The sequence below is a fragment of the Truepera radiovictrix DSM 17093 genome (assembly GCF_000092425.1).
In the GTDB taxonomy this organism is placed as follows: Bacteria; Deinococcota; Deinococci; order Deinococcales; family Trueperaceae; genus Truepera; species Truepera radiovictrix.
On record NC_014221.1, the window covers coordinates 2,839,886 to 2,858,095 of the forward strand.

Sequence of the window (18,210 nt, forward strand, 5' to 3'; positions counted from 1 at the left end):
CACGCCGCTATCTCACCCGAAGCCATCACCGCCCTCGGCGAGAAGCACTCGCCGAGGACGGTGCGAGCCGAGCGCGGTGCGACAACGCTCCCCATGCAAAGAGCCGTCTTTGAGCGCGTTCTAGGTCCCCCGCGGCGCGCTCGGGGTGCCGCTGTGCCGCAGAAAACCTCACGCAGGGGCTTCCCGACAGCCGACCCGTCACCGAGCGCGAGCTACGCTGCAACCTCCGCTTCCGGCGACAAGTAGAACGCGAGCAGCGCACCCGTCACCGCGGCGATCAGCGGCGCCAGAAGGTAGGTAAACGGTTGTATGGGCTGGCCCCGCAACAGGTCGCCCGTAAGCAGCACGGTAGCGATGGCTGGGTTGAGCACCCCCCCGCTGCTCGGCCCCGCGATGGCGATCCCGATCAGCAGCGCGACGCCGATGCCGAGCGCCGAAGCGGCCTCGGGGAGCTTGGCGAGCACCACGCGCACCACGACAAAGACGAAGAGCGCGGTGCCCAACATCTCAAACCACGTGGCGTTAACAGCCGGGTCGGTCTCGGGGAGTCGCCGGTCGAGCAGCTGACCGAGACCGAGCGCCAAAAACGCCCCGACGACCTGAGCTGCGAAGTACGCTACCCCCTCGCTAAGGGGAAACTTCCGGACGACCACCAAGCCGACTGTCACGGCGGGGTTGATGTGCGACCCCGAAACCTTGCCGATCGCTAGGACCATAACGAGCAGCGTCGCCCCGACGATCGCGAAGGTGAGGTGCGGCGGCGAGAGAAGCGCGGCGACGGTGAGCAAAAAGGTACCGACCGTCTCCGCCACGCACCGCGTCGCTAGGCTCGGGGGTTTCGCGAGCGGCGTGGTGACGGCGTTGACGTCGGCAGCACTCGGGGCGGTTGTCATAATGCCTCTCCTGACGGGAGTGTCGGGTCGTTACACGCCTCCCGAACATCTCCGCCCCCGGCAGTCGGTCAGGCGCAGCCTAACCGCTGCAAAAGGGGCACAGCGTAGATTGCCCCACAATCACGCTCGAGCGGCCACGCGGCCGGGTGCACAACCGCGCCGCAGCCCCCTCAGTCGTCCAAACCGGCCTGCCAGTCGCGGTCCACAAGGAGCGGCAACGGGTCTTCGGCCTCCCAGTCGCAAAGCCCGGTGTACATCCCGAGGTGCAGGTGAGGGGGCGTCCCCGAGGCGTTGCCCGTGCGCCCCACAAACCCCAACAGCGTCTCCGGCGTCACCGCCTGTCCCTCGGTGAGCCCCTCGGCGAAAGCGCTTAGGTGCGCGTAGTAGTAGCGCACCCCCGCCCCGCCGATCACGGTGACGACGTTGCCGCCGAGGTCGTTCTCGCCGATGCGGTAGACGAAGCCGTAGGTGGCCGAGTAGACGGGGGTGCCCTCGGGGGCGAAGATGTCTTGTCCCTCATGGACGCGCCCCCCGCCGCGCGGCGCACCCCAGGTGTCGGCGACGTGCGCGACGCGCGCCCCGAAGACGGGCATCAGCAGCTCGGTGTCGCGCGCTTCGGGGAGCGCCGCCAGAAAGAGCGGCAGGAGCGCGCGGTAGGCGCGGCGGCGCTCGCGCTCCTCCGGCGCGCGGTCGGCGTCGCGCCCCCCCTCGGGCGGGTCCGGGCAGACGAGCGGCGGCAGCGCTTCGAGGGGGGGCAGCCCCGCGACCTGGGGCGGCTGCTGCGCGGGTGCGAGCGCGCCAAAGAGCGCGGCGAGCGCGAGCGGGCGGGCGACGCGGCGGGAGAGGCGGGCCATAGGTCATGATAACGCCTTCTCAACACCTCTGGGTGGGACACGTGAGGGGCGCTGCGCCCACCCCCACGGCGGCGCCAAGCGATATGCTGCCCCCATGCCCTCCGGACCCACCCTCCGTTTTTTGGGCGCCGCCGACTCGCAAGGGGTGCCGCGCTGGTGGTGTGCTTGCAGCGTCTGCCGCGACGCGCGCGGGGGCGGCGTCAACGCCCGCACCCGCCCCTCGGTGCTCATCGAAGGCCCCGAGCGCGTTCTCATCGACGCCGCCCCCGAACTGCGGCTGCAGGCCTCGCGCGAGGGGCTCACGGGTTTCAGCGCGGCCCTCATCACCCACGCGCACAACGACCACGTCCTGGGGCTCGGCGACCTCGCCGACTGGAGCCGTTGGACGGGGGCGCGCTGCCCCATCTACGCCCCCCGCGAGGTGATGGAGGCCTTGGCGGCGCGCTTTCCCTACCTGCAAACCGCGAGCTACCGAGCGCGCACGCCGCTTCTAGCGCTCGAGGACGCCGCTTGCAGCCGCACCTTCGCCGGCTACCGCGTTAGCGCCCTGCGCGTGCCGCACGGCTTTAACGGGTTTGCGTACGGGTTTCGCTTCGAGGGTCCCGGGGGCGCCTGGGGGTACCTACCCGACTGCCTGGACCTCGCCGACCTCGCGCCGTGGCGCGGCCTTAAGCTCCTGGTGCTCGGCGCGAGCTTTTTCCGCGAAGCCGCGCCCAAGGCGGGCCGCAGCGTCTACGACGTGCAAGAGGCGCTTGCGCTGCTCGCCGAGCTGAAGCCTAAGCGCGCCCTACTCACCCACCTCGGGCACGGCGTCGACGCCCGCCAAGGGGCGCCCGATGGCGTGCAGTACGCCCGCGACGGCCTGGTGGTGCCGCTCCCGTGAGCCTGAGGCTCGAGCGCGTCAGCAAACGCTTCGGCGACACCGTAGCGGTGCAGGACGTCTCGCTCACGCTCCGTCCGGGCGAGACGGTGGCGCTCTTGGGCCCCTCGGGGTGCGGCAAGAGCACGCTGCTGCGGCTGATTGCGGGGCTCGAGCACCCGGACGGCGGCCGTATCGGCTTCGCGGGGGCCGACCTCACGCGGGTGAGCGCGCCGCGGCGGGGCTTCGGCATGGTCTTCCAGGACTACGCCCTTTTCCCCCACCTGAACGTCTTCGGCAACGTCGCCTACGGGCTCGTCGAGAGGGGGTGGCGCCGAGAGCGACAGCGCGCCCGCGTCGCCGAGCTGCTCGACCTGGTCGGGTTGGCGGGGTTAGAGGCGCGCCGCGTCACGGAGCTTTCGGGCGGCCAGCAGCAGCGCGTCGCCCTGGCGCGCGCGCTCGCCCCCGAACCGCGGCTTCTGCTCCTCGACGAACCGCTCTCCAACCTCGACCTCACCCTGCGCGAGGAGCTCAAAGAGAGCCTCCGCGCGCTCCTCGCCTCCCTCGCCATCCCCGCCGTCTTCGTCACGCACGACCAGTCCGAAGCCTTTACGGTCGCCAACCGCGTCGCGGTGATGCGCCAGGGGCGGCTTTTGCAGCTCGGGGACGCCGAAACGCTCTACGCCCGGCCCGCGTCCGTGTGGGTGGCGCGGTTTTTGGGGCACGCCAACCTGTACGCGACGAGCGAGCACCGCGCGGCGCTCGCCAGGCTGATGGGCGCTCCCCCGGCGGCCCCTTACGTGCTCCTGCGGAGCGACCTCGTGCGCCTCGGGGCGGGCGCGTGCGCGGCGACCGTGCGCGCGCACCGCCGGGTGGGCGCGCTCCACCACCTCGAGCTCGAGCTCCTCGGCCTGCGGGTGCGCTGGCGCGGGTTTGCGCGCGAGCTGCCGCCCCTTGACCTCGGGCAGCCCGTGCGCCTAGAGGTCCCCCCCGAAGCGCTCGTCCCCCTGGAGGCGGGGTGAAGGCCGTCCTCCTGGCGGGGGGGCCGGTGACCCCGACAAGGGGGCTGCTAGAACGCCTCCGAGGGGCCGCGCTCGTCGTCGCCGCCGACGGCGGGGTGCGGCACGCGCGCCCCTTGGGGCTGACGCCCGACATTATCGTCGGCGACTTTGATTCGGCCACCCCCGAGGAGCTGGCCCCCTTCGCGGGGGTGCCGCGGCAGGTCCATCCGCCGCGCAAAGACCTGCTCGACCTCGAGCTCGCCGCAGCGGAAGCGGAGCGGCAGGGGGCATCTGAACTGCTCTTCGTCGGCGCCCTCGGTGGCCGCTTCGACCAGTCCTTGGCCGCCCTCTTCATCGCCATGCGCCTGCGCGAGCGCCTCACGGTCTCCCTGCACTCCGGTTGGAGCGCGGCCTATCCCCTCGTAGCGGGTGACGCGCTCACCTTAGAGCTCCCTCAAGGGCAGCGCTTCAGCCTCCTCAGCCTAGAACCCGCGCGCCTCAGCCTCACCGGGGCGAGCTACCCGCTGACGCGCGCGCTGCTCCCCTTCGGCGTCGGTCTGGGCGTCTCCAACGAGGTCGCCGCCTCCCCCCTGACGGTCACCCTGCACGAGGGGCGGGCGTTTTTGGTGCTCGACTGCTAAGCCGCGCACAGCGCACGTCCCTTACGAGGGGAAGCCAGGCGCACGCACCTTCGCCCGGTTTACTCGTAGCCGACGGCTCTCCCGCGATGACGAGCGCCAACCCCCAAAGCTCCGAAGCGCGGGTCTAGGACGCAGCGCAAAGACGGCCCTCCCGACGGGGAGCGTCGTCGCTTACGCGCCCAGCTCGCACTCGGCAAGCCCTGCCCGCCAAGGTTGTTGCGATGGCTTCGACACCTGGGTCTACACCCGGGTCTACACCGCCACCATGCGCCACAGTAGGTCTCACGAAAAGACGGTTCGCCGAGCTGTGATCTGGGTTCAAAAGCGTCTCACGGCCCGCAGCGTGCGGTCACGGCGCTCCGCACGGCCTGCGGTTCGGGGCCAGAGCCACCCTATCGGCGCCCGCCCGGCTATGACGCGTCACCCTGAAGACCATCCCTGACCCACGACGTAGGCAACGCCGACAGGTCTTCACCATCTACCGCCACCCACCCCCGCAAATACCGGCAGCGACCGATAAGAGCGTGAAGCTGCCGAGACCGCTCCCTCCCGAAGGCGCGAGCATCTGGCTTGTGCGTCACATCGCCCGGCGTCCAAACGCTAGGCGCAAGCAACCTAGGTGCGGCTCAGGTCATCTGCCGCCTGGCTGGGCGTGGGCTACGCCAGCGTGGCGAGCCGCCCTGCCGCGTCTGCTGCGCCACCACAGCAGCAGCACCGTTAGCACGCCCAGCGGCAGCGCCACGAACCCGAGCTCGAGCACGAGCGCATACACCAGGTTGACGGGCGTGTTGATAAGCGCACCCCGGACCAGGCTTGGACGCCCCCAGCCGCCGCCGAGCGTCAGCTCGACCAAGCCGGCGACGACCCCGGTCACAGGGGCGTAGAGCAGCAGAAAGAGCAGCGTCACCAGCGGCAGCGTAAGCCAGCCGCTACGGCGAAAGAGCGGCGCAAAGAGCAGCGCGCACACGAGCGTCATGACCGTGTAGATGGCAGCGTCCACCCAAGCCCACGAGGTCAGCGCGGTAAAGAGCCCCAAACGAGCGCTCGTGACCTCGATGATGATCGCACCCATCAAGCCCAACACCAAAGCTAAGGCGGCGTACGGCAACCTCATCCATCCCCCTTGACGACGGCCCGCAGGTGCGCAACGCTCCTACCCACGCCAGCCTCGCTGCTGATTTCTAGACAGATGGTGCCGTTAAACGTGGCGAGAAATTCGCGGTAGCAGCGGTAGTCGATGCTGCCTTCAGGGGTCGGCAGGTGCTCGTCGCGCTGGCCGTGGTTGTTGTGCAGGTGCAGGTGCATGAGGGTGTCATCCAGCAGCTCGAGGTAGCGCTCAAGCCGCGCCTCGCCGGCGGCGTTGCTTTCGATGTGGGCGTGACCAAAGTCGAGGCAGTTGGCCAGGTCAAATTGGCGCGTGAGCTGCGCCAGCTCCTCAGGGGTGCGCAGGTAGTCATCCTCATCGAGCACCAGGTTCTCAAGCGCTACCGGCACGCTGGCGCCTTTAAGCGCCGCGAGCGACTCGCTGAGCGCCTCGGCGACCAGCTGGTCTGCCAGCGGGTGGCGCAGGTAGTGGCGCCCGGTGTGCAGCACCCCGCAGCCCGCTTCCACCTGATGGGCAAACTCGAGCCCGCGCAAGGTGCGCTCAACGGCAGTCTGCCGCGCAGCTGGGATGAGCGAGGCCAAGTTTAAGTCGACGTAGCTTAAGTGCACCGTGACGCCGACACCGCTATGGCGACGCAGCTCGCGCACCCGCGCAGGCTCCTGCAGCGCCGGCGCCAGCTCGTGCAGGTCAGCTGAGAGCTCGACAAAGTCAAGCGCGAGCGACTCGGCCAGGCGAAAGGCCGCCTCGAGCTCGAGCATGCCGGCGGTCATTGGGGTAAACCCAAGCCGCATTAGCGGCTCTCCAAAGCGCGCCGCTGCGCTTCGGCCAAAGCGGCTTCGGGTGCCTGATTGCCGCGCAGCGCCCGCTCGAGCGCCTCGTCTAAAAGCGCCCGCCAAGCGTTAAACTCGGGGTTGCGCGGGCGCGGCACCGCGAGCTCGAGCTGCGCGAGCGCCGCTGCGCGGTTGGGGTCAGCCGCGTAAAAGTCTTCCAGTAGCGGCAACGCCGCGCGCCTCACCGGGATGTAGTAGGAGGCCTCGATCCACTTGGCCACGTTCTCGGGCTCCATCAAAAACCGCCAGAAGGCGAAGGCGCCTGCCCGCTCCGCTTCGCTCGCGCCGCGCATCACCACCAGCTGCGCGCCGCCCAAAGGCACGCGCCCCCCTTCGCGCATCGGCACCGGCGCTGCGGCGATGTCGAAGCCGATCGAAAAGCGCCGCACGTCCGGCCAGTTGGCGATGCTGGCGAAGGCCATGTTCGCCCGCGTGCGGACAAAGCTAAGGATCGCCGGGGTGCTCTCGCCGCTACCGAAAAACGCCAGTTGGCGCTGCTGCACCAGCTGCTGCAAGAGCGTGAGCGCTTCGACCGCCTCGTCGCTCGTAAAGTTGGGGGTGCCGTCAGCCAGCACCAACTCACCGCCAAGGCTGCGCACCATCATCTCAAAGAGCCACGAGTCGCCGACAAAGACCACCCCCTGCGCCCGGCGCGAGGTCAAGGCCGCCGCCGCCTCGGCAAACGCCTCCCAGGTGGTCGGCACCGCGACGCCCGCCTGCTCGAGCGCGTTGGCGTTGTAGTACATCACCGGTGTCGAGCTGTTCCAAGGTAGCCCGTAGCGGCCACCCTCGAGCTCGCCGTAGGCCCACAGCCCCGGATAGAAGTCCTCGGTAACGTCTTGGGGCAACGCGGCCACCAGGTCGCTTAAGTCCTGCACCGCGCCGTCGGCGACCAGACGCGGAAAAAAGGCGATCTCCGCCTGAAACAAGGTCGGCTCATCGGCGCTGCCAAAGGCCGCCACGAGCCTCGTCTGCGCTTCGCTATACGAGCCGACGTAGCGCGCTTCGACCCGGTAGTCGCTCTGCGCGCTGTTAAACGCGTCCACGAGCGCAGCCACCGTGTCGTCCACCGCCTCCATCGAATGCCAGAAGGTAACGGTCGTCTGGGCGAAGGAGAGGCTCAGAGCGAGCAGGACGGGTATTCCAAGTAGCCTCATGAAACTCCTTTGACCGGCTTACCGCCGTGACGGCAGGTCATGAACGAAACCCCGCCTCAAAGACCTGCACGATGCGCTTTTCAAAAAGGCTGTAGAGCAGCAAAATGGGCAAGCTGGTAACGAGCGCCGCCGCGCCGAGTAAGCCCCACTCAAAGGGGCGGGTGCGCAAGAGCTCGGTGAGCACTGCCTGCACCGTCCAAAGCGACTCGCTGGTCATAACGCGCGGGTAGAGCACCAAGTTCCAGTGCGAGGCAAAGGCCAGCACGCCCGTTGCCAGCAGCTCGGGGCGCAACATCGGGGCGACGATGCGTCCCACGATGGTCAGCTCACCCGCCCCGTCGAGCCGCGCCGCTTCGATCGTCTCCCGGGGGATGCGTCTAAGCGCCTGGAGCAGCAAGAAGATGACCAGCGGGCTCGCCAGAAAGGGGAGGATCAGCGCCGCCAAGGTGTCGAGCAGCGCCAGGCTCTGAAGCTGCCGATAGAGCGGGATAATCAGCAGCTCGGTGGGCAGCGCCAAAAGCACCATGACGAGCCCCAGCAGCCGAAAGCCGTTACGAATCGCGTAGGCGGCCCCCAGCCCGAAGGTGAGCTGCCCCAAAACGACCAGGCTGGTGGCGCTGACCGACACGCCGAGCGCCCGCCACAAGCCGCTCCCCCAAAGCGCTGCAAAGTTGTCGAAGCTCACCCCGAAGGTCGCTAAGTTGGCCTGTACAAGCGCCTCTGCTGGTAAAAATGCCGCGTAGACGAGCCAGAGAATGGGCAGCGCCACAAAGAGGCAAAAGGCAGCGGTAATGGCGCGCATCACCCTCACCCTTGCACCTCCACGCCACCGCGCCGCGCCAAGAGCTTCGCCTGCACCGAGGCGACCGCAAGCGTCACCAGCATGACAAAGAGGGTGACGGCCGCGCCGTAGCCCAGCTCGAAGCGCTCGAAGGCGGTTTCGTAGAGGTAGTAGCCCAGCACCCTGGTCGAACCGAAGGGGCCGCCGCGGGTCAAAAGATACACGGCCGTGTACGACTGGAGCGCGAAGACGGTACCGACCACCAGCAAAAAGAGCAAGGTCGGCTTGAGCAGCGGCAGGGTGATGTGGAGGCGCACCTGATGCTCGCTCGCCCCATCGATGCGCGCGGCCTCTTTGACCTCACGTGGGATGCCGCGCAGCGAGGCGGAGGTGACCAACACCCCATAGCCGGTCTGCTGCCAGAGGGTAAAGAGCACCACAAACAGCAGCGCCGCCCAAGGAACGGTCGTCCAGGGGAGCGCTAGGCCGCTGAGCTCGACGACAAGGCCAAAGTCGGGGTTGTAGAGCAGGTACCAGGCGATCGCCGAACCACCCACGGTGATGAGCCCCGGCAGAAAGAGCAGCGCCTTGACGAAGCGCTCGAGCCGCACGCCCTCGATCGCCATGGCGATCACCACCGACAGCACCAGAAAAGCCGGCAGCGCCACGAACATAAAGAGCAGCGTGGTGCCCAGCGAACGCCACAGCGCCCCATCTGAAACGAGCCGCGCCAGGTTGAGCAAGCCGACCGGTACCGGCTCGGTCACCCCGCTCCAGCGCCAGGTCGCGTAGCGCACGACGGACAAAAGCGGCAAGACGCTAAACGCACCAAAGACAACGAGCGCGGGGAACGCCAACAGCGCCGTTTGCCAGCGCGACCTCACACGCTCTCCCCAACTGCGCCTATGGCTCGCTCGTTGCAAGGCGCCTTGACGATGACGCCCACGCCGTCAGCATATCGCACGCCAGGCTAGTCTAGCTACGGTTTGTCAGCGCGGTGTCAGGCGGCACGCGATCGGTGCGCGCCCAATGACGGGCTGACGCTGAGAACGGGGCAAAGCGCCCGGGGAGGTCGCAGCCCAGAAACGCCTGGGCGGCAACGTGATCGCAGCCGCGTCGACAGGGGTCAGGGAGATGCTTACCCGAGCACGCGTAGCGGACGAGAGCCCAACGCCGCCCGGATGCGCGAAAGTCCTCTGATCTGCCGACGCCGTTTGTCGAGCTGCGGCTCTCGACCGTCTCGGGTTTTGTGACACCTCTTTGCGGTTAGGAGAGCTCGTCGGGCGAGCTGGGAGCGTGGGTGCGGTGGGAGGGTCGACCGAGCGACGCGGTAGCAGAACCTCGCTACCTCGTCGTAGCCGTGGCGGACTATGGGACCAGAGCTGCAGGGCGGGCCTAGGGCCTGTGGTCGTTGCGTATGGTCGTTGCAGAGCCGAACGCGGCTCTAAAAGCGCACGGTTGGCGCCACGCTTCGCATACCGAGCGTACCGGGCGTTCTGCGCGTGAAGCGCATGGGCTGAGGGCGGCAGCTCCCGATGGGACAGAACGAGCACCAAGGTAAGGGCTAATGCACCCCGCCCTCACGCGCACCCGTACACTAAAGCATGCTGACCTTTACCGACACCGCCAAGGAGAGGGTCGCGCGCTTTTTGGCGCTGCAGCAGGCCCAGGGCGTGCGCGCGCTGCGCGTCGCCGGGGACCGCCGCGAACAGAAGCTCTGGCTCGTCAAACCCGAAGACCGCCGCCCCGATGACCACACCTTCCGCGTCGCGGGCGACGAGGGCTTCGACGTCTTCGTCGACCCCCGCAGCGCCGAGCAGCTCGCGGGCGCTACCGTCGACTTCGTCGAGGACGTCATGCAGAGCGGTTTCCGCGTCTTCTACCCGAGCCCCACTTGGGACGACCCCGTTGCGCAGCGCGTGCAGGAGGTGCTCGACCGCATCATCAACCCCGGCGTCGCGAGCCACGGCGGGCACGTCTCGCTCGCCAAGGTCGAGGGCGACGCGGCGTACGTGCTCCTAGGGGGCGGTTGCCAAGGTTGCGGCGCCGCCGACATCACGCTGCGTCAAGGGATCGAGGAGGCCATCTGCAGCGCCGTGCCCGAGATCAAGCGGGTGCTCGACGCGACCGACCACGCGAGCGGCACCAACCCCTACTACGCCCCCGCCGAGTCGGGCGACTCGCCGCTCGCCCGCAGCTAGGCGGCGCCCCGGTATGCCGTACCCGCCCAGACCGCCTCGCCGCACTACCCTGCAGCTAGCACCCGGTAGCCTCTCCTGCGTCGACAAGCCGCGGACGCGCTGTGGATAACTTGTGGACAACCTGTGGATAACTCCCGTCCAACCTGTGGATAACCCGCCCGAATCTGGGGATAAGCCGTGGATAACCCGCCGCGGCACCCCCTCCGGAACCGCGGCTTGTGGATAACGCGGCGCACGTGAGCGTGCTCGGCGTCGGCTCCTACGTCCCCACAAAGCGCCTGACCAACGCCGAGCTCGAGCGCCTAGTGGACACCTCCGACGCCTGGATCACCACCCGCACCGGTATCTCGGAGCGGCGCGTGGCGGAGTCGGGGCAAGCGACCTCGGATCTGGCCCACGCCGCCGCCGCCGCCGCCCTCGAGGACGCCGGCACCCTCCCCGAGAGCATCGACCTCATCGTCGTCGGCACCTCGACGCCCGACCACGCCTTTCCGTCGGTCGCTTGCAAGGTGCAAGCGCGCCTCGGCTGCACCCGCGCGACCGCTTTCGACGTCAACGCGGCCTGCGCGGGTTTCTTAAGCGCCCTGCAGGTGGCCGAGCAGTTTCTCCGCGCGGGCGGGGCCACGCGGGCGCTCGTCATCGGCGCCGACACGATGTCGCGCATCGTGGACTATAGCGACCGCACGACCTGCATCCTCTTCGGTGACGGCGCGGGCGCGGTGGTGCTCGCCAAAGGGGAGCGCCCCGGGCTCCACGCGACCGTCACCCACGCCGACGGGACGCACTACGAGCAGCTCTACGTCCACGGCGGCGGCAGCCGTTTGGACACCGAGGGCGAAAGGCCGCGCATCAAGATGAACGGGCGCGCGATCTTCCCCTTGGCCGTGCGCGCGATGATCTCGGTGACCGAAGAGGTGCTCGCCAAAGCGGGCAAGACCCTCGACGACGTCACCTGGCTCGTACCGCACCAGGCCAACCAGCGCATCCTCAAAGCGGTCGCCGAAGGTTTGAACGTCCCCGAAACGCGCGTCGTGAGCACCATCCGCGACTACGGCAACAACTCGGCGGCGTCGGTCCCTCTGGCGCTCGACCTGGCCATTCGAGACGGGCGCATCCGGCGCGGCGACACGGTGCTGCTGACCGCTTTTGGCGGCGGTCTGGCGTGGGGCGGGGCGCTGCTGACGTTGTAACGGCAGAGGTCGGTAGCCAGAATTCAGGGGTCAGAACCCAGCGTCAACGGGTTTCGCCTGACCCCTGAGTCGTGGCCTCGGGCTACTGCCCTATCCTCACCCGCGCCGAGAGCACCACCACCCCCTGCCCCGGGGAAAAGGCGCGCAGCGGGTTGAGCTCCAACTCGGCGACCTCGGGCAGCTCCTCGACGAGCCTCGAGACCCTGAGAAGCGTCTCCTCGACGGCCCTAAGGTCGCTCGCAGGGTGGCCGCGGTAACCCAAAAGCAGCGGAAAGCTCCGCACGCTGCGGACCATCTCGGCGGCGTCGCGGTCGGTGAGGGGCGTGACGCGCAGCACCCGGTCGCGCAGCACCTCGCTGTAGAGCCCGCCCATCCCGAACGATACGAGCGGCCCGAAGAGCGGGTCGCCCTGCACCCCGACGGTGAGCCCCGTCCCCTCGGGGACCATCTTCTGCACCCAGACGCGTAGGGGCCCCTCCGAGACCGCGCGGCGGAGCTCGCCGAACGCCCGCCGCACCGCCGCGCTCTCCGTCAGGCCCAACTTGGGCTCCGCTCGCGGGTCGCCGACACCCGTGTCGTTGGTCGCCAGTTTGAGCACGACGGGGAAGCCGAGCGCCTCGGCGGCCGCGACCGCCTCATCTTCAGTGGTTGCGCCGCGCCCGGGGGGGAGGGGGAGGTTAAAGGCGCGCAGCAGCGTCGTCACCTCCTCCGGGTCCAACCAACCGCCGCCCTGGGCGCGCTTCGCGCGGCAGAGCGCGCGCGCCGTGGGGAGGTCGAGGTCGTCAAAGCGCGGCAGCGTTCCCAAGGGCTCGGCGCGCCAGCGGGCGTAGGCGTAGGCGCGGGCGAGCGCGCGCGCCGCCGACTCGGGGAAGCGGTAGCTCGGCAACCGCTCGCGACCCGCATAGAGCGGTTCGTGGGCACCCGTAAAGCAAGCCAGCACGGGGCCGGCGTATCCCGCCCCCCGCGCCCGCACGACCTCCTCGCCGAGCACCGCCCCGATCTCGGCCGCGGTGCTCGTCCCGAGGGGGGCGAACACGACGAGCAGGGCGTCGAAGGGGGAGGCGAGCGCCCGCCGAACGGCCTCTCGGTAGTCCTCGGGGGTCGCAAAAGCGCTCAGGTCAAACGGGTTCGCCTCGTCGTCCGTCGGCGGCGCGAAGGGGTCGAGCGGCGCCAGCCCCGCCGCGCGCAGCGTGTCGACCGCCAGGGCCGCCGGCCCGCTCGCGTTGGTGACCACCCCGACCCGCGGTCCACGGGGGAGGGGTTGGTGCGCCAGCAACGAGGCGACGTCAAACAGCTCCTCGAAGGTCTCCGTGCGGATCACCCCGGTCTGCTGAAAGAGCGCGTCCGCGGCCCGCTCGCTGAGCCCCCCTTCGGCGGCGGTCGCCGCGTCCAGGGGCGCGCGCCCCGCTTTAACCGCCAAGATGGGCTTTTTGCGGCCCACGCGGCGCGCGAGCCGCGCGAAACGGCGCGGGTTCCCGAACGAGGCCAAGTAGAGCAGGATCAGCTTCGTCGCCTCGTCGTCCTCCCAGTACTGCAGCAGATCGTTGCTGGAAACGTCCGCCTTGTTGCCCAAGCTCACGAAGCTCGAGAGCCCCAACCCCGCCGCCGCCGCGTGCTCCAAGATCGCGAGCCCCAGCGCGCCCGACTGCGACGACACCGCGACCGACCCCGCCGGTGGGGGGTGGGGGGCGAGGCTGGCGTTAAGGCCGACGCTTAGGTTGATCACGCCCAGGCTGTTGGGGCCGATCAGCCGCATGCCGTGCGCCCGCGAGCGCTCCGCGATCCCCTCCTGGAGCGCTCGCCCCGCCGCTCCGGTCTCGGCGAAGCCGGTCGTGACCACCACGAGCGCCCGCACCCCCGCCGCGCCGCAGGCGTCGACGGCCGCCAAAACCTGCTCGGGCGGGAGCGCGATAATCGCGAGGTCGGGGGGCTCCGGCAGGGCGGCTACGGAGGGTGCGGCGCCCTCGAGGTTGGGGTTGACGAGCGTCACCTCACCGGCAAAGGGCTGCGCGCGCAGGTGTTTGAGCAGCCGCTGCGAGGCGCTTTTGGGGGAGGTCGAGGCGCCGATCACCGCGACCCGGCGGGGGTGAAAAAAGGGGTAGAGCGAGGCGACGGTCGCGACGCGCTCGCGCAGCTCCATGCGCTCGACGCTCTCGCGGCTCGGCAAGATGGAGAAGTTCACCTCGACGTCGCCGTACTCGAGCCGCCTCTCGACCGCGAAGCCGCTGCTACCGAACATGCTGATCATCGGGCGGTTGCGCGCCATCGTCACGGCGGTAAAGCGCGTGATGCCGTGGCGCGCCGCGACCAGCGCGAGCCGCTCGAGAATGAGCGTGCCTAGGCCCTTGCCGTGAAAGGCGTCGTCGACCAAAAACGCGACCTCGGCGACCTCGGCGTCGGGGCTTTCGCGGACGTACTCGCCGGTCGCCAGCAGCCGCGGGTGCGCCGCGTCGCCGGCGAGCACAAAGAGGACGAGCTTGTTCTCGCGCGGCTCGGGCGCCAACATCCGCTCGGCAGCGACCTCGATGGGGGTCTCCGCGTAGAAGCGGCGGACGTACGACTCTTTGGAGATGCTCCGCAAAAAGGTGCAGAGCAGCTCGAAGTCCTCCGGCGTCGCGGGCCGCAAGGTCGCGGTGCTGCCGTCGCGCAAGATGACCTGTCCGGCGTCGGGTGCCCCCTGCGGCTCCGGCGCCTGGTAGTAGCGCGCGTCACCCTCTCGGTCAGCCTGGCTCATCGGACCCCCTTCGCCCTACAGTCTACAGGTGGGCCCCAAAGTTCCTCTACCCAGAAGGCGCTCACCGGCGCGTATAGTGAGCGCGTGTCACGTCCTATCCACAGCAGCGACCCAAACCACCCCGGTAAGGTCGCGGACAACCACCCTGACATGACCGGCGCCGACCGGGGCGACCAACCTGGCGCCGCCAGCGTCCGTCAGCGGCTCTGGGGGGCGCAGCGCGCGGCGATCGAGGGCGCCCTCCACACCCTCGACCCCGACCTCGCCGCGCTCATCACCGACGTCGTCTACGAGACCGTCTTGGCGCGCCCCGGGCTCGACCTCAAAACGCGCGAGCTGCTCGCCGTCACCGCCCTGATCGGCGTCGGGGGCGAGCGGGAGCTCAAGACGCACCTGCGCGGCGCGCTGCGCTGCGGCGCCACCGTCGGCGAGCTCAAAGAGGTGATCATCCAGGCGGCGATGTTCGTGGGCTTTCCCAAAGCGCTCGCCGCCATGCGGGCGCTAAGGGGGCTCGAGCCCCCCCCGGCGCCGGACGCCGCCGAGGTCGGCTGAGCTCAGCGCGGCTCGAGCAGCATCTTGGCGGTGCACACCTCGCGCTCACCCGCGAGCACCCGGCAATCGAAGCCGGCGATACCCGTCGCGAGCAGCGCGCGCTCGTCCGCGAACGCCTCCGGCGCGCGCCGCACCTCGAAGCGCGCCGCCTCACCGGCCCAGCAGAGGTCGCTCGCCACGACGCTCGCGCGCACCCCGCGAAAGGCGCCCGTCGCGAGCAGGTGCGACGCGGTATCGCCGAGCTGGCCGACGAGGAGCGCCACGGGCAGCGCCGGGTACGAGGCGAAGTGCCCCGCGCAGGCCGCTTCGGGCACCGCCGGCACCTCGTAGCTAGCGGTGTCGGTGACGCTGAGGCGCCCCGGTAGCGCGGCGCACATCCGGGCACGCGGCGCCGTCGCGCGCGCCCGGTGCCGGAAAAGGCGCCGAAACGCGTACTCGGTCAAGATGGTGTAGCTCACCTCGAGGCGCGCTAGGGGCTCGTCGCCGACGCTCGCCGTGATGCTCGAGCGGGCGCTGCGTTTGTTGAGGTCCTCTAGCTGCGCGCAAAAGCTCACCGGCGTGCCGTAGGGCGCGGCGCTCGGCAGCGCGTAAAACTCGGCGCGCTGCGCCAAGTAAAACCGCCGGTCGTCGTCCCCCTGCGCGAGCGCCGCGCCGCAGAGGCCGGCGATTGCCGCGTGGCGGCTGATCTCGGCGCTGCTCATCGGGCCGACCTCGCGTCCGAGGGGCAGGTCGGCGGCGGCGGTTGCGTAAAAGCGCCCTTCATGAGCGCGCAGCTTATCGAGGGCGAAGTAGGGGCGCGAGACGCAGATGCGCGTGAGCAGCGCCGTTTCGGAGACGGGCGTGCCGGGCAGAGCGGCAGACGTCGGCGTGGTTTCGACAGGAAGCTGCATGAGTCGGGCCTTTCATCCCGTCGCCCTTCGGGGCGGTCGGGAAACGTCACAAGAGGCAAAGTTCACACCGGGGGTGCGCTGTGCAACGGTTCAAGCATAGAGCGCTCTGCAGCGCGTATTGTGGGTGTCACAGCGCCGCCGGGCCCATGGTGACACACTTCGGGCGCGGCGCTTGTGACCTGCTGCGCGCTTTACCTGCCCGTAAAGGGCGCTTATGCTACACCGGCGAGCGCGACACCGCTCAGCCGTGAGGGCGCCTAGACGATGCTCAAGAACCTTCGCCTCTCCCTACCGCCCGGTGAGGGCGCCCCCGCCCCCAAGGGTTGGCGCCTCGGGCTCCTGCTCGCTTTGCCGGTGCCCGCGTTTGCGCTCCTGATCGGGCTCGCCCTCGAGCACCCGAGCGGCCAAGCGACCCCTTTTGACCTCGCCGTCTACCCCGCGCTCGCGGCGCTCTTGCTGGCGCTCGACGTGCTCCTCTACCTGCGGGTCTGGAGCTTCGAGCGCGTGTTTCGCGTCACCATGGGCGCCGCGAGCGCCTTTTTCATCGGCAAGCTCGTCTACATCCTCTACTTCCTCCCCCCCACGGCCGACTTTTTCCGCGAGCTGAGCGAGTCGTTTTTCTGGGTGCCGGCGATCTACGTGCTCTCGTCGCTCCTCCCGCGCATCCGCGGCGGACGGGCGGTGGCGCTGACCTGCCTGTCGAGCATGGTCGCGATTAGCCTCGTGTATGCAGTCCCCAACCTTTTAGCGGGCGAGAACTACGGCGAAGTCTACGCGCTGTCGCAGCTCGTCTTGGCCAACGTCACCTTCTACGTGCTGACGCAGCTCTTTAGCCTCTACATGGAGCGCTTTATCCGCTCGCAGACGCACGCGCAGACCATGGAGCGGCTCGCCTACACCGACCTCCTCACGGGCCTACCCAACCGCCTGGCGCTCGAAAACGAACTCAAACGCCTCCTCTTCGCCGACGACCCCCTCGAGCCGCACCCGCTACCCGACAAGCTGGCACTCCTCTTTATCGACATCGACGGCTTTAAACTCGTCAACGACACCATGGGCCACGAGGCGGGCGACACGCTCTTGGTGCTCATCGCGCAGCGCCTGCGCACCTATAGCCGCCAGGGCGACCTCTTGGCCCGCATGAGCGGCGACGAGTACGTCCTCGTGCTGCACAACGTGCGCTGCGGCGACGAAGCGGTGCGCGTCGCCGAAGCGCTCAAGCTCGCCCTCGACGAGCCCTTTTTCATCGAAGGGCAGGTCGTGAGCGTGAGCGCGAGCATCGGGGTGAGCGTCTACCCCGAGGACGCGCTCGACCCCGCGGGGCTTTTGCGCCACGCCGACAGCGCCATGTACCACGTCAAACACGCGGGCAAAAACGGCGTCAAGCGCTACCACGCGAGCGTCGACGCCGCTTTGGAGGAGCATAAACGCCTCGAGCGCGACCTGCGCGGCGCGCTCGGGCGGGGGGAGCTGCACCTCTGCTACCAACCGATGTTTCACCTGGGGAGCGGTCAGCTGCTTAAAGCCGAGGCGCTGCTGCGCTGGCGCCACCCGACGCGCGGTTGGATCTCGCCCGCCGAGTTCGTCCCGCTGGCTGAAGCCAACGGCTTTATCCTCACCCTCGGGGAGTGGGTGTTGCAGGCGGCGATGGCGCAGGCGCGAGCGTGGCAGGGCGGCCAGTGGCCGGTGCGGCTCAGCATCAACGTCTCCCCTCTCCAGTTCGCCCAACCCAACTTTAAAGAGACGGTCTTGGCCGCCCTTCGTGACGCCCAGTTCGCACCGCAGCTGCTCGAGCTCGAGCTCACCGAGTCGATCGTCATGCGCAACCCCGAGATCGTGCGGCGCAACCTCCAGGAGCTGCGCAACGAGGGGATCACCGTCGCCATCGACGACTTCGGGACCGGTTACTCGTCGCTGTCGTACCTGCGCGACTTCGACATCAACACCATCAAGATCGACCGCTCGTTTGTCCGCGACCTGAGCACCCCGCGCCACGCGCCGCAGTACGCCCTGGCGCTCGTCGAGGCCATCGTCAAGCTCGCCGGCAGCCTCGACGTCGAGCTCGTCGCCGAGGGCATCGAGAGCCGCGAGCAGTTCGAGCTGGTCCGCTCGCTAGGGTGCGACGTCGGGCAGGGCTACTTTTTCGCCCGCCCCTTGAGCGCCAGCGAGTTTGCGCGCCTGCTCGGGCGCGAGCCGCGTCAGCCCGTCACCTTCGAGCGGGTGCGCGAAGTGCTGAGCTAGGCTCTGGGTGACGTCGTGTCCCGACGCCCGCAGGTCAAGGGCCCTGTCGCGTGTAGCTCGTGGCCCGTGGAGGACGCGTCACCCGCGGTGGCTGAACCCCCAAGAGCGCGCGGGTGACACCCACGCGACCCCCCGGCAGGCGTTGGCGCCGCAGCCAGCACCCTCGCCCGACCCCAAAAACAAAAAAACGTCAGGTCCCCTGGTAACGGTGAAGGAGAACGCGGGGACCTGAGCTGGCTGAAAGCTTTCTAGAGAGTGCGGGGGGAACGTGAAAGCCTTCT

The 18,210-nt window shown here is 69.1% G+C and carries 16 protein-coding genes; 7 read left to right on the forward strand and 9 right to left on the reverse strand.

What is annotated here, in order from left to right:
• Positions 1-212 precede the first annotated feature (212 nt).
• Both TRAD_RS13020 and TRAD_RS13025 read right to left on the reverse strand, forming a co-directional pair.
• Positions 213-893: an aquaporin gene (locus tag TRAD_RS13020; RefSeq protein WP_013179078.1), complete on the reverse strand. Its 681-nt coding sequence runs from the start codon at positions 891-893 to the stop codon at positions 213-215.
• 170 nt (positions 894-1,063) lie between these two features.
• A complete protein-coding gene (locus TRAD_RS13025) occupies positions 1,064-1,747 on the reverse strand; it encodes a M23 family metallopeptidase (protein ID WP_013179079.1) in 684 nt (227 codons plus the stop codon).
• Positions 1,748-1,841: 94 nt separating this feature from the next.
• On the opposite strand from TRAD_RS13025, the gene TRAD_RS13030 reads away from it, so the two are divergent.
• The 3 genes from TRAD_RS13030 to TRAD_RS13040 are packed head-to-tail and all read left to right on the forward strand — an operon-like array spanning position 1,842 to position 4,248.
• Positions 1,842-2,630 (forward strand): MBL fold metallo-hydrolase, encoded by a 789-nt coding sequence (locus TRAD_RS13030; protein ID WP_013179080.1) that lies wholly within the window; start codon positions 1,842-1,844, stop codon positions 2,628-2,630.
• The gene (locus TRAD_RS13035; protein ID WP_013179081.1) at positions 2,627-3,628 is read left to right on the forward strand and encodes an ABC transporter ATP-binding protein; all 1,002 of its coding nucleotides are present in this window, start codon (positions 2,627-2,629) and stop codon (positions 3,626-3,628) included. Before TRAD_RS13030 ends, TRAD_RS13035 begins: the two co-directional genes overlap by 4 nt.
• Positions 3,625-4,248, forward strand: a complete 624-nt coding sequence (locus tag TRAD_RS13040; RefSeq protein WP_013179082.1) for a thiamine diphosphokinase — start codon at positions 3,625-3,627, stop codon at positions 4,246-4,248. Before TRAD_RS13035 ends, TRAD_RS13040 begins: the two co-directional genes overlap by 4 nt.
• Positions 4,249-4,879: 631 nt before the next feature.
• On the opposite strand, the gene TRAD_RS13045 is transcribed toward TRAD_RS13040, so the two are convergent.
• Genes TRAD_RS13045 through TRAD_RS13065 form a run of 5 tightly spaced genes read right to left on the reverse strand, consistent with a single transcriptional unit; the run spans position 4,880 to position 9,005 of the window.
• Positions 4,880-5,362: a hypothetical protein gene (locus tag TRAD_RS13045; RefSeq protein WP_013179083.1), complete on the reverse strand. Its 483-nt coding sequence runs from the start codon at positions 5,360-5,362 to the stop codon at positions 4,880-4,882.
• The gene (locus TRAD_RS13050) at positions 5,359-6,123 is read right to left on the reverse strand and encodes a sugar phosphate isomerase/epimerase family protein (protein ID WP_049773126.1); all 765 of its coding nucleotides are present in this window, start codon (positions 6,121-6,123) and stop codon (positions 5,359-5,361) included. The genes TRAD_RS13045 and TRAD_RS13050 overlap by 4 nt, the downstream gene beginning before the upstream one ends.
• Positions 6,124-6,143: 20 nt before the next feature.
• Positions 6,144-7,340, reverse strand: coding sequence for an ABC transporter substrate-binding protein (locus tag TRAD_RS13055; RefSeq protein WP_013179085.1), 1,197 nt, complete (start codon positions 7,338-7,340; stop codon positions 6,144-6,146).
• A gap of 37 nt (positions 7,341-7,377) precedes the next feature.
• Complete coding sequence (locus TRAD_RS13060) at positions 7,378-8,142, reverse strand: carbohydrate ABC transporter permease (RefSeq protein WP_041948083.1); 765 nt, start codon at positions 8,140-8,142, stop codon at positions 7,378-7,380.
• Between the two features lie 5 nt (positions 8,143-8,147).
• The gene (locus TRAD_RS13065) at positions 8,148-9,005 is read right to left on the reverse strand and encodes a carbohydrate ABC transporter permease (protein WP_013179087.1); all 858 of its coding nucleotides are present in this window, start codon (positions 9,003-9,005) and stop codon (positions 8,148-8,150) included.
• A 720-nt stretch (positions 9,006-9,725) separates the two neighbouring features.
• On the opposite strand from TRAD_RS13065, the gene TRAD_RS13070 reads away from it, so the two are divergent.
• Positions 9,726-10,322 (forward strand): NifU family protein, encoded by a 597-nt coding sequence (locus tag TRAD_RS13070; protein ID WP_013179088.1) that lies wholly within the window; start codon positions 9,726-9,728, stop codon positions 10,320-10,322.
• 236 nt (positions 10,323-10,558) lie between these two features.
• A complete protein-coding gene (locus TRAD_RS13075) occupies positions 10,559-11,512 on the forward strand; it encodes a beta-ketoacyl-ACP synthase III (protein ID WP_221401610.1) in 954 nt (317 codons plus the stop codon).
• An 82-nt stretch (positions 11,513-11,594) separates the two neighbouring features.
• Here the strand turns inward: TRAD_RS13075 and TRAD_RS13080 are convergent, their stop codons facing one another.
• Positions 11,595-14,246, reverse strand: coding sequence for a bifunctional acetate--CoA ligase family protein/GNAT family N-acetyltransferase (locus TRAD_RS13080; protein WP_013179090.1), 2,652 nt, complete (start codon positions 14,244-14,246; stop codon positions 11,595-11,597).
• Between the two features lie 150 nt (positions 14,247-14,396).
• On the opposite strand from TRAD_RS13080, the gene TRAD_RS13085 reads away from it, so the two are divergent.
• Positions 14,397-14,798 (forward strand): carboxymuconolactone decarboxylase family protein, encoded by a 402-nt coding sequence (locus TRAD_RS13085; protein ID WP_013179091.1) that lies wholly within the window; start codon positions 14,397-14,399, stop codon positions 14,796-14,798.
• A gap of 2 nt (positions 14,799-14,800) precedes the next feature.
• Here the strand turns inward: TRAD_RS13085 and TRAD_RS13090 are convergent, their stop codons facing one another.
• Positions 14,801-15,688: a hypothetical protein gene (locus TRAD_RS13090; protein ID WP_013179092.1), complete on the reverse strand. Its 888-nt coding sequence runs from the start codon at positions 15,686-15,688 to the stop codon at positions 14,801-14,803.
• A 264-nt stretch (positions 15,689-15,952) separates the two neighbouring features.
• On the opposite strand from TRAD_RS13090, the gene TRAD_RS13095 reads away from it, so the two are divergent.
• On the forward strand, positions 15,953-17,929 hold the full coding sequence (locus tag TRAD_RS13095) for a putative bifunctional diguanylate cyclase/phosphodiesterase (protein ID WP_013179093.1): 1,977 nt from the start codon (positions 15,953-15,955) through the stop codon (positions 17,927-17,929).
• The last annotated feature ends 281 nt before the right edge of the window (positions 17,930-18,210 follow it).

Coding starts and splice junctions, on each gene's coding strand:
- TRAD_RS13030 (WP_013179080.1), top strand. CDS start 1,842: ATGCCCTCCGGACCCACCCTCCGTTTTTTGGGCGCCGCCGACTCGCAA.
- TRAD_RS13045 (WP_013179083.1), bottom strand. CDS start 5,362: ATGAGGTTGCCGTACGCCGCCTTAGCTTTGGTGTTGGGCTTGATGGGT.
- TRAD_RS13025 (WP_013179079.1), bottom strand. CDS start 1,747: ATGGCCCGCCTCTCCCGCCGCGTCGCCCGCCCGCTCGCGCTCGCCGCG.
- TRAD_RS13050 (WP_049773126.1), bottom strand. CDS start 6,123: ATGACCGCCGGCATGCTCGAGCTCGAGGCGGCCTTTCGCCTGGCCGAG.
- TRAD_RS13020 (WP_013179078.1), bottom strand. CDS start 893: ATGACAACCGCCCCGAGTGCTGCCGACGTCAACGCCGTCACCACGCCG.
- TRAD_RS13080 (WP_013179090.1), bottom strand. CDS start 14,246: ATGAGCCAGGCTGACCGAGAGGGTGACGCGCGCTACTACCAGGCGCCG.
- TRAD_RS13070 (WP_013179088.1), top strand. CDS start 9,726: ATGCTGACCTTTACCGACACCGCCAAGGAGAGGGTCGCGCGCTTTTTG.
- TRAD_RS13085 (WP_013179091.1), top strand. CDS start 14,397: ATGACCGGCGCCGACCGGGGCGACCAACCTGGCGCCGCCAGCGTCCGT.
- TRAD_RS13090 (WP_013179092.1), bottom strand. CDS start 15,688: ATGCAGCTTCCTGTCGAAACCACGCCGACGTCTGCCGCTCTGCCCGGC.
- TRAD_RS13060 (WP_041948083.1), bottom strand. CDS start 8,142: ATGCGCGCCATTACCGCTGCCTTTTGCCTCTTTGTGGCGCTGCCCATT.
- TRAD_RS13095 (WP_013179093.1), top strand. CDS start 15,953: ATGCTCAAGAACCTTCGCCTCTCCCTACCGCCCGGTGAGGGCGCCCCC.
- TRAD_RS13055 (WP_013179085.1), bottom strand. CDS start 7,340: ATGAGGCTACTTGGAATACCCGTCCTGCTCGCTCTGAGCCTCTCCTTC.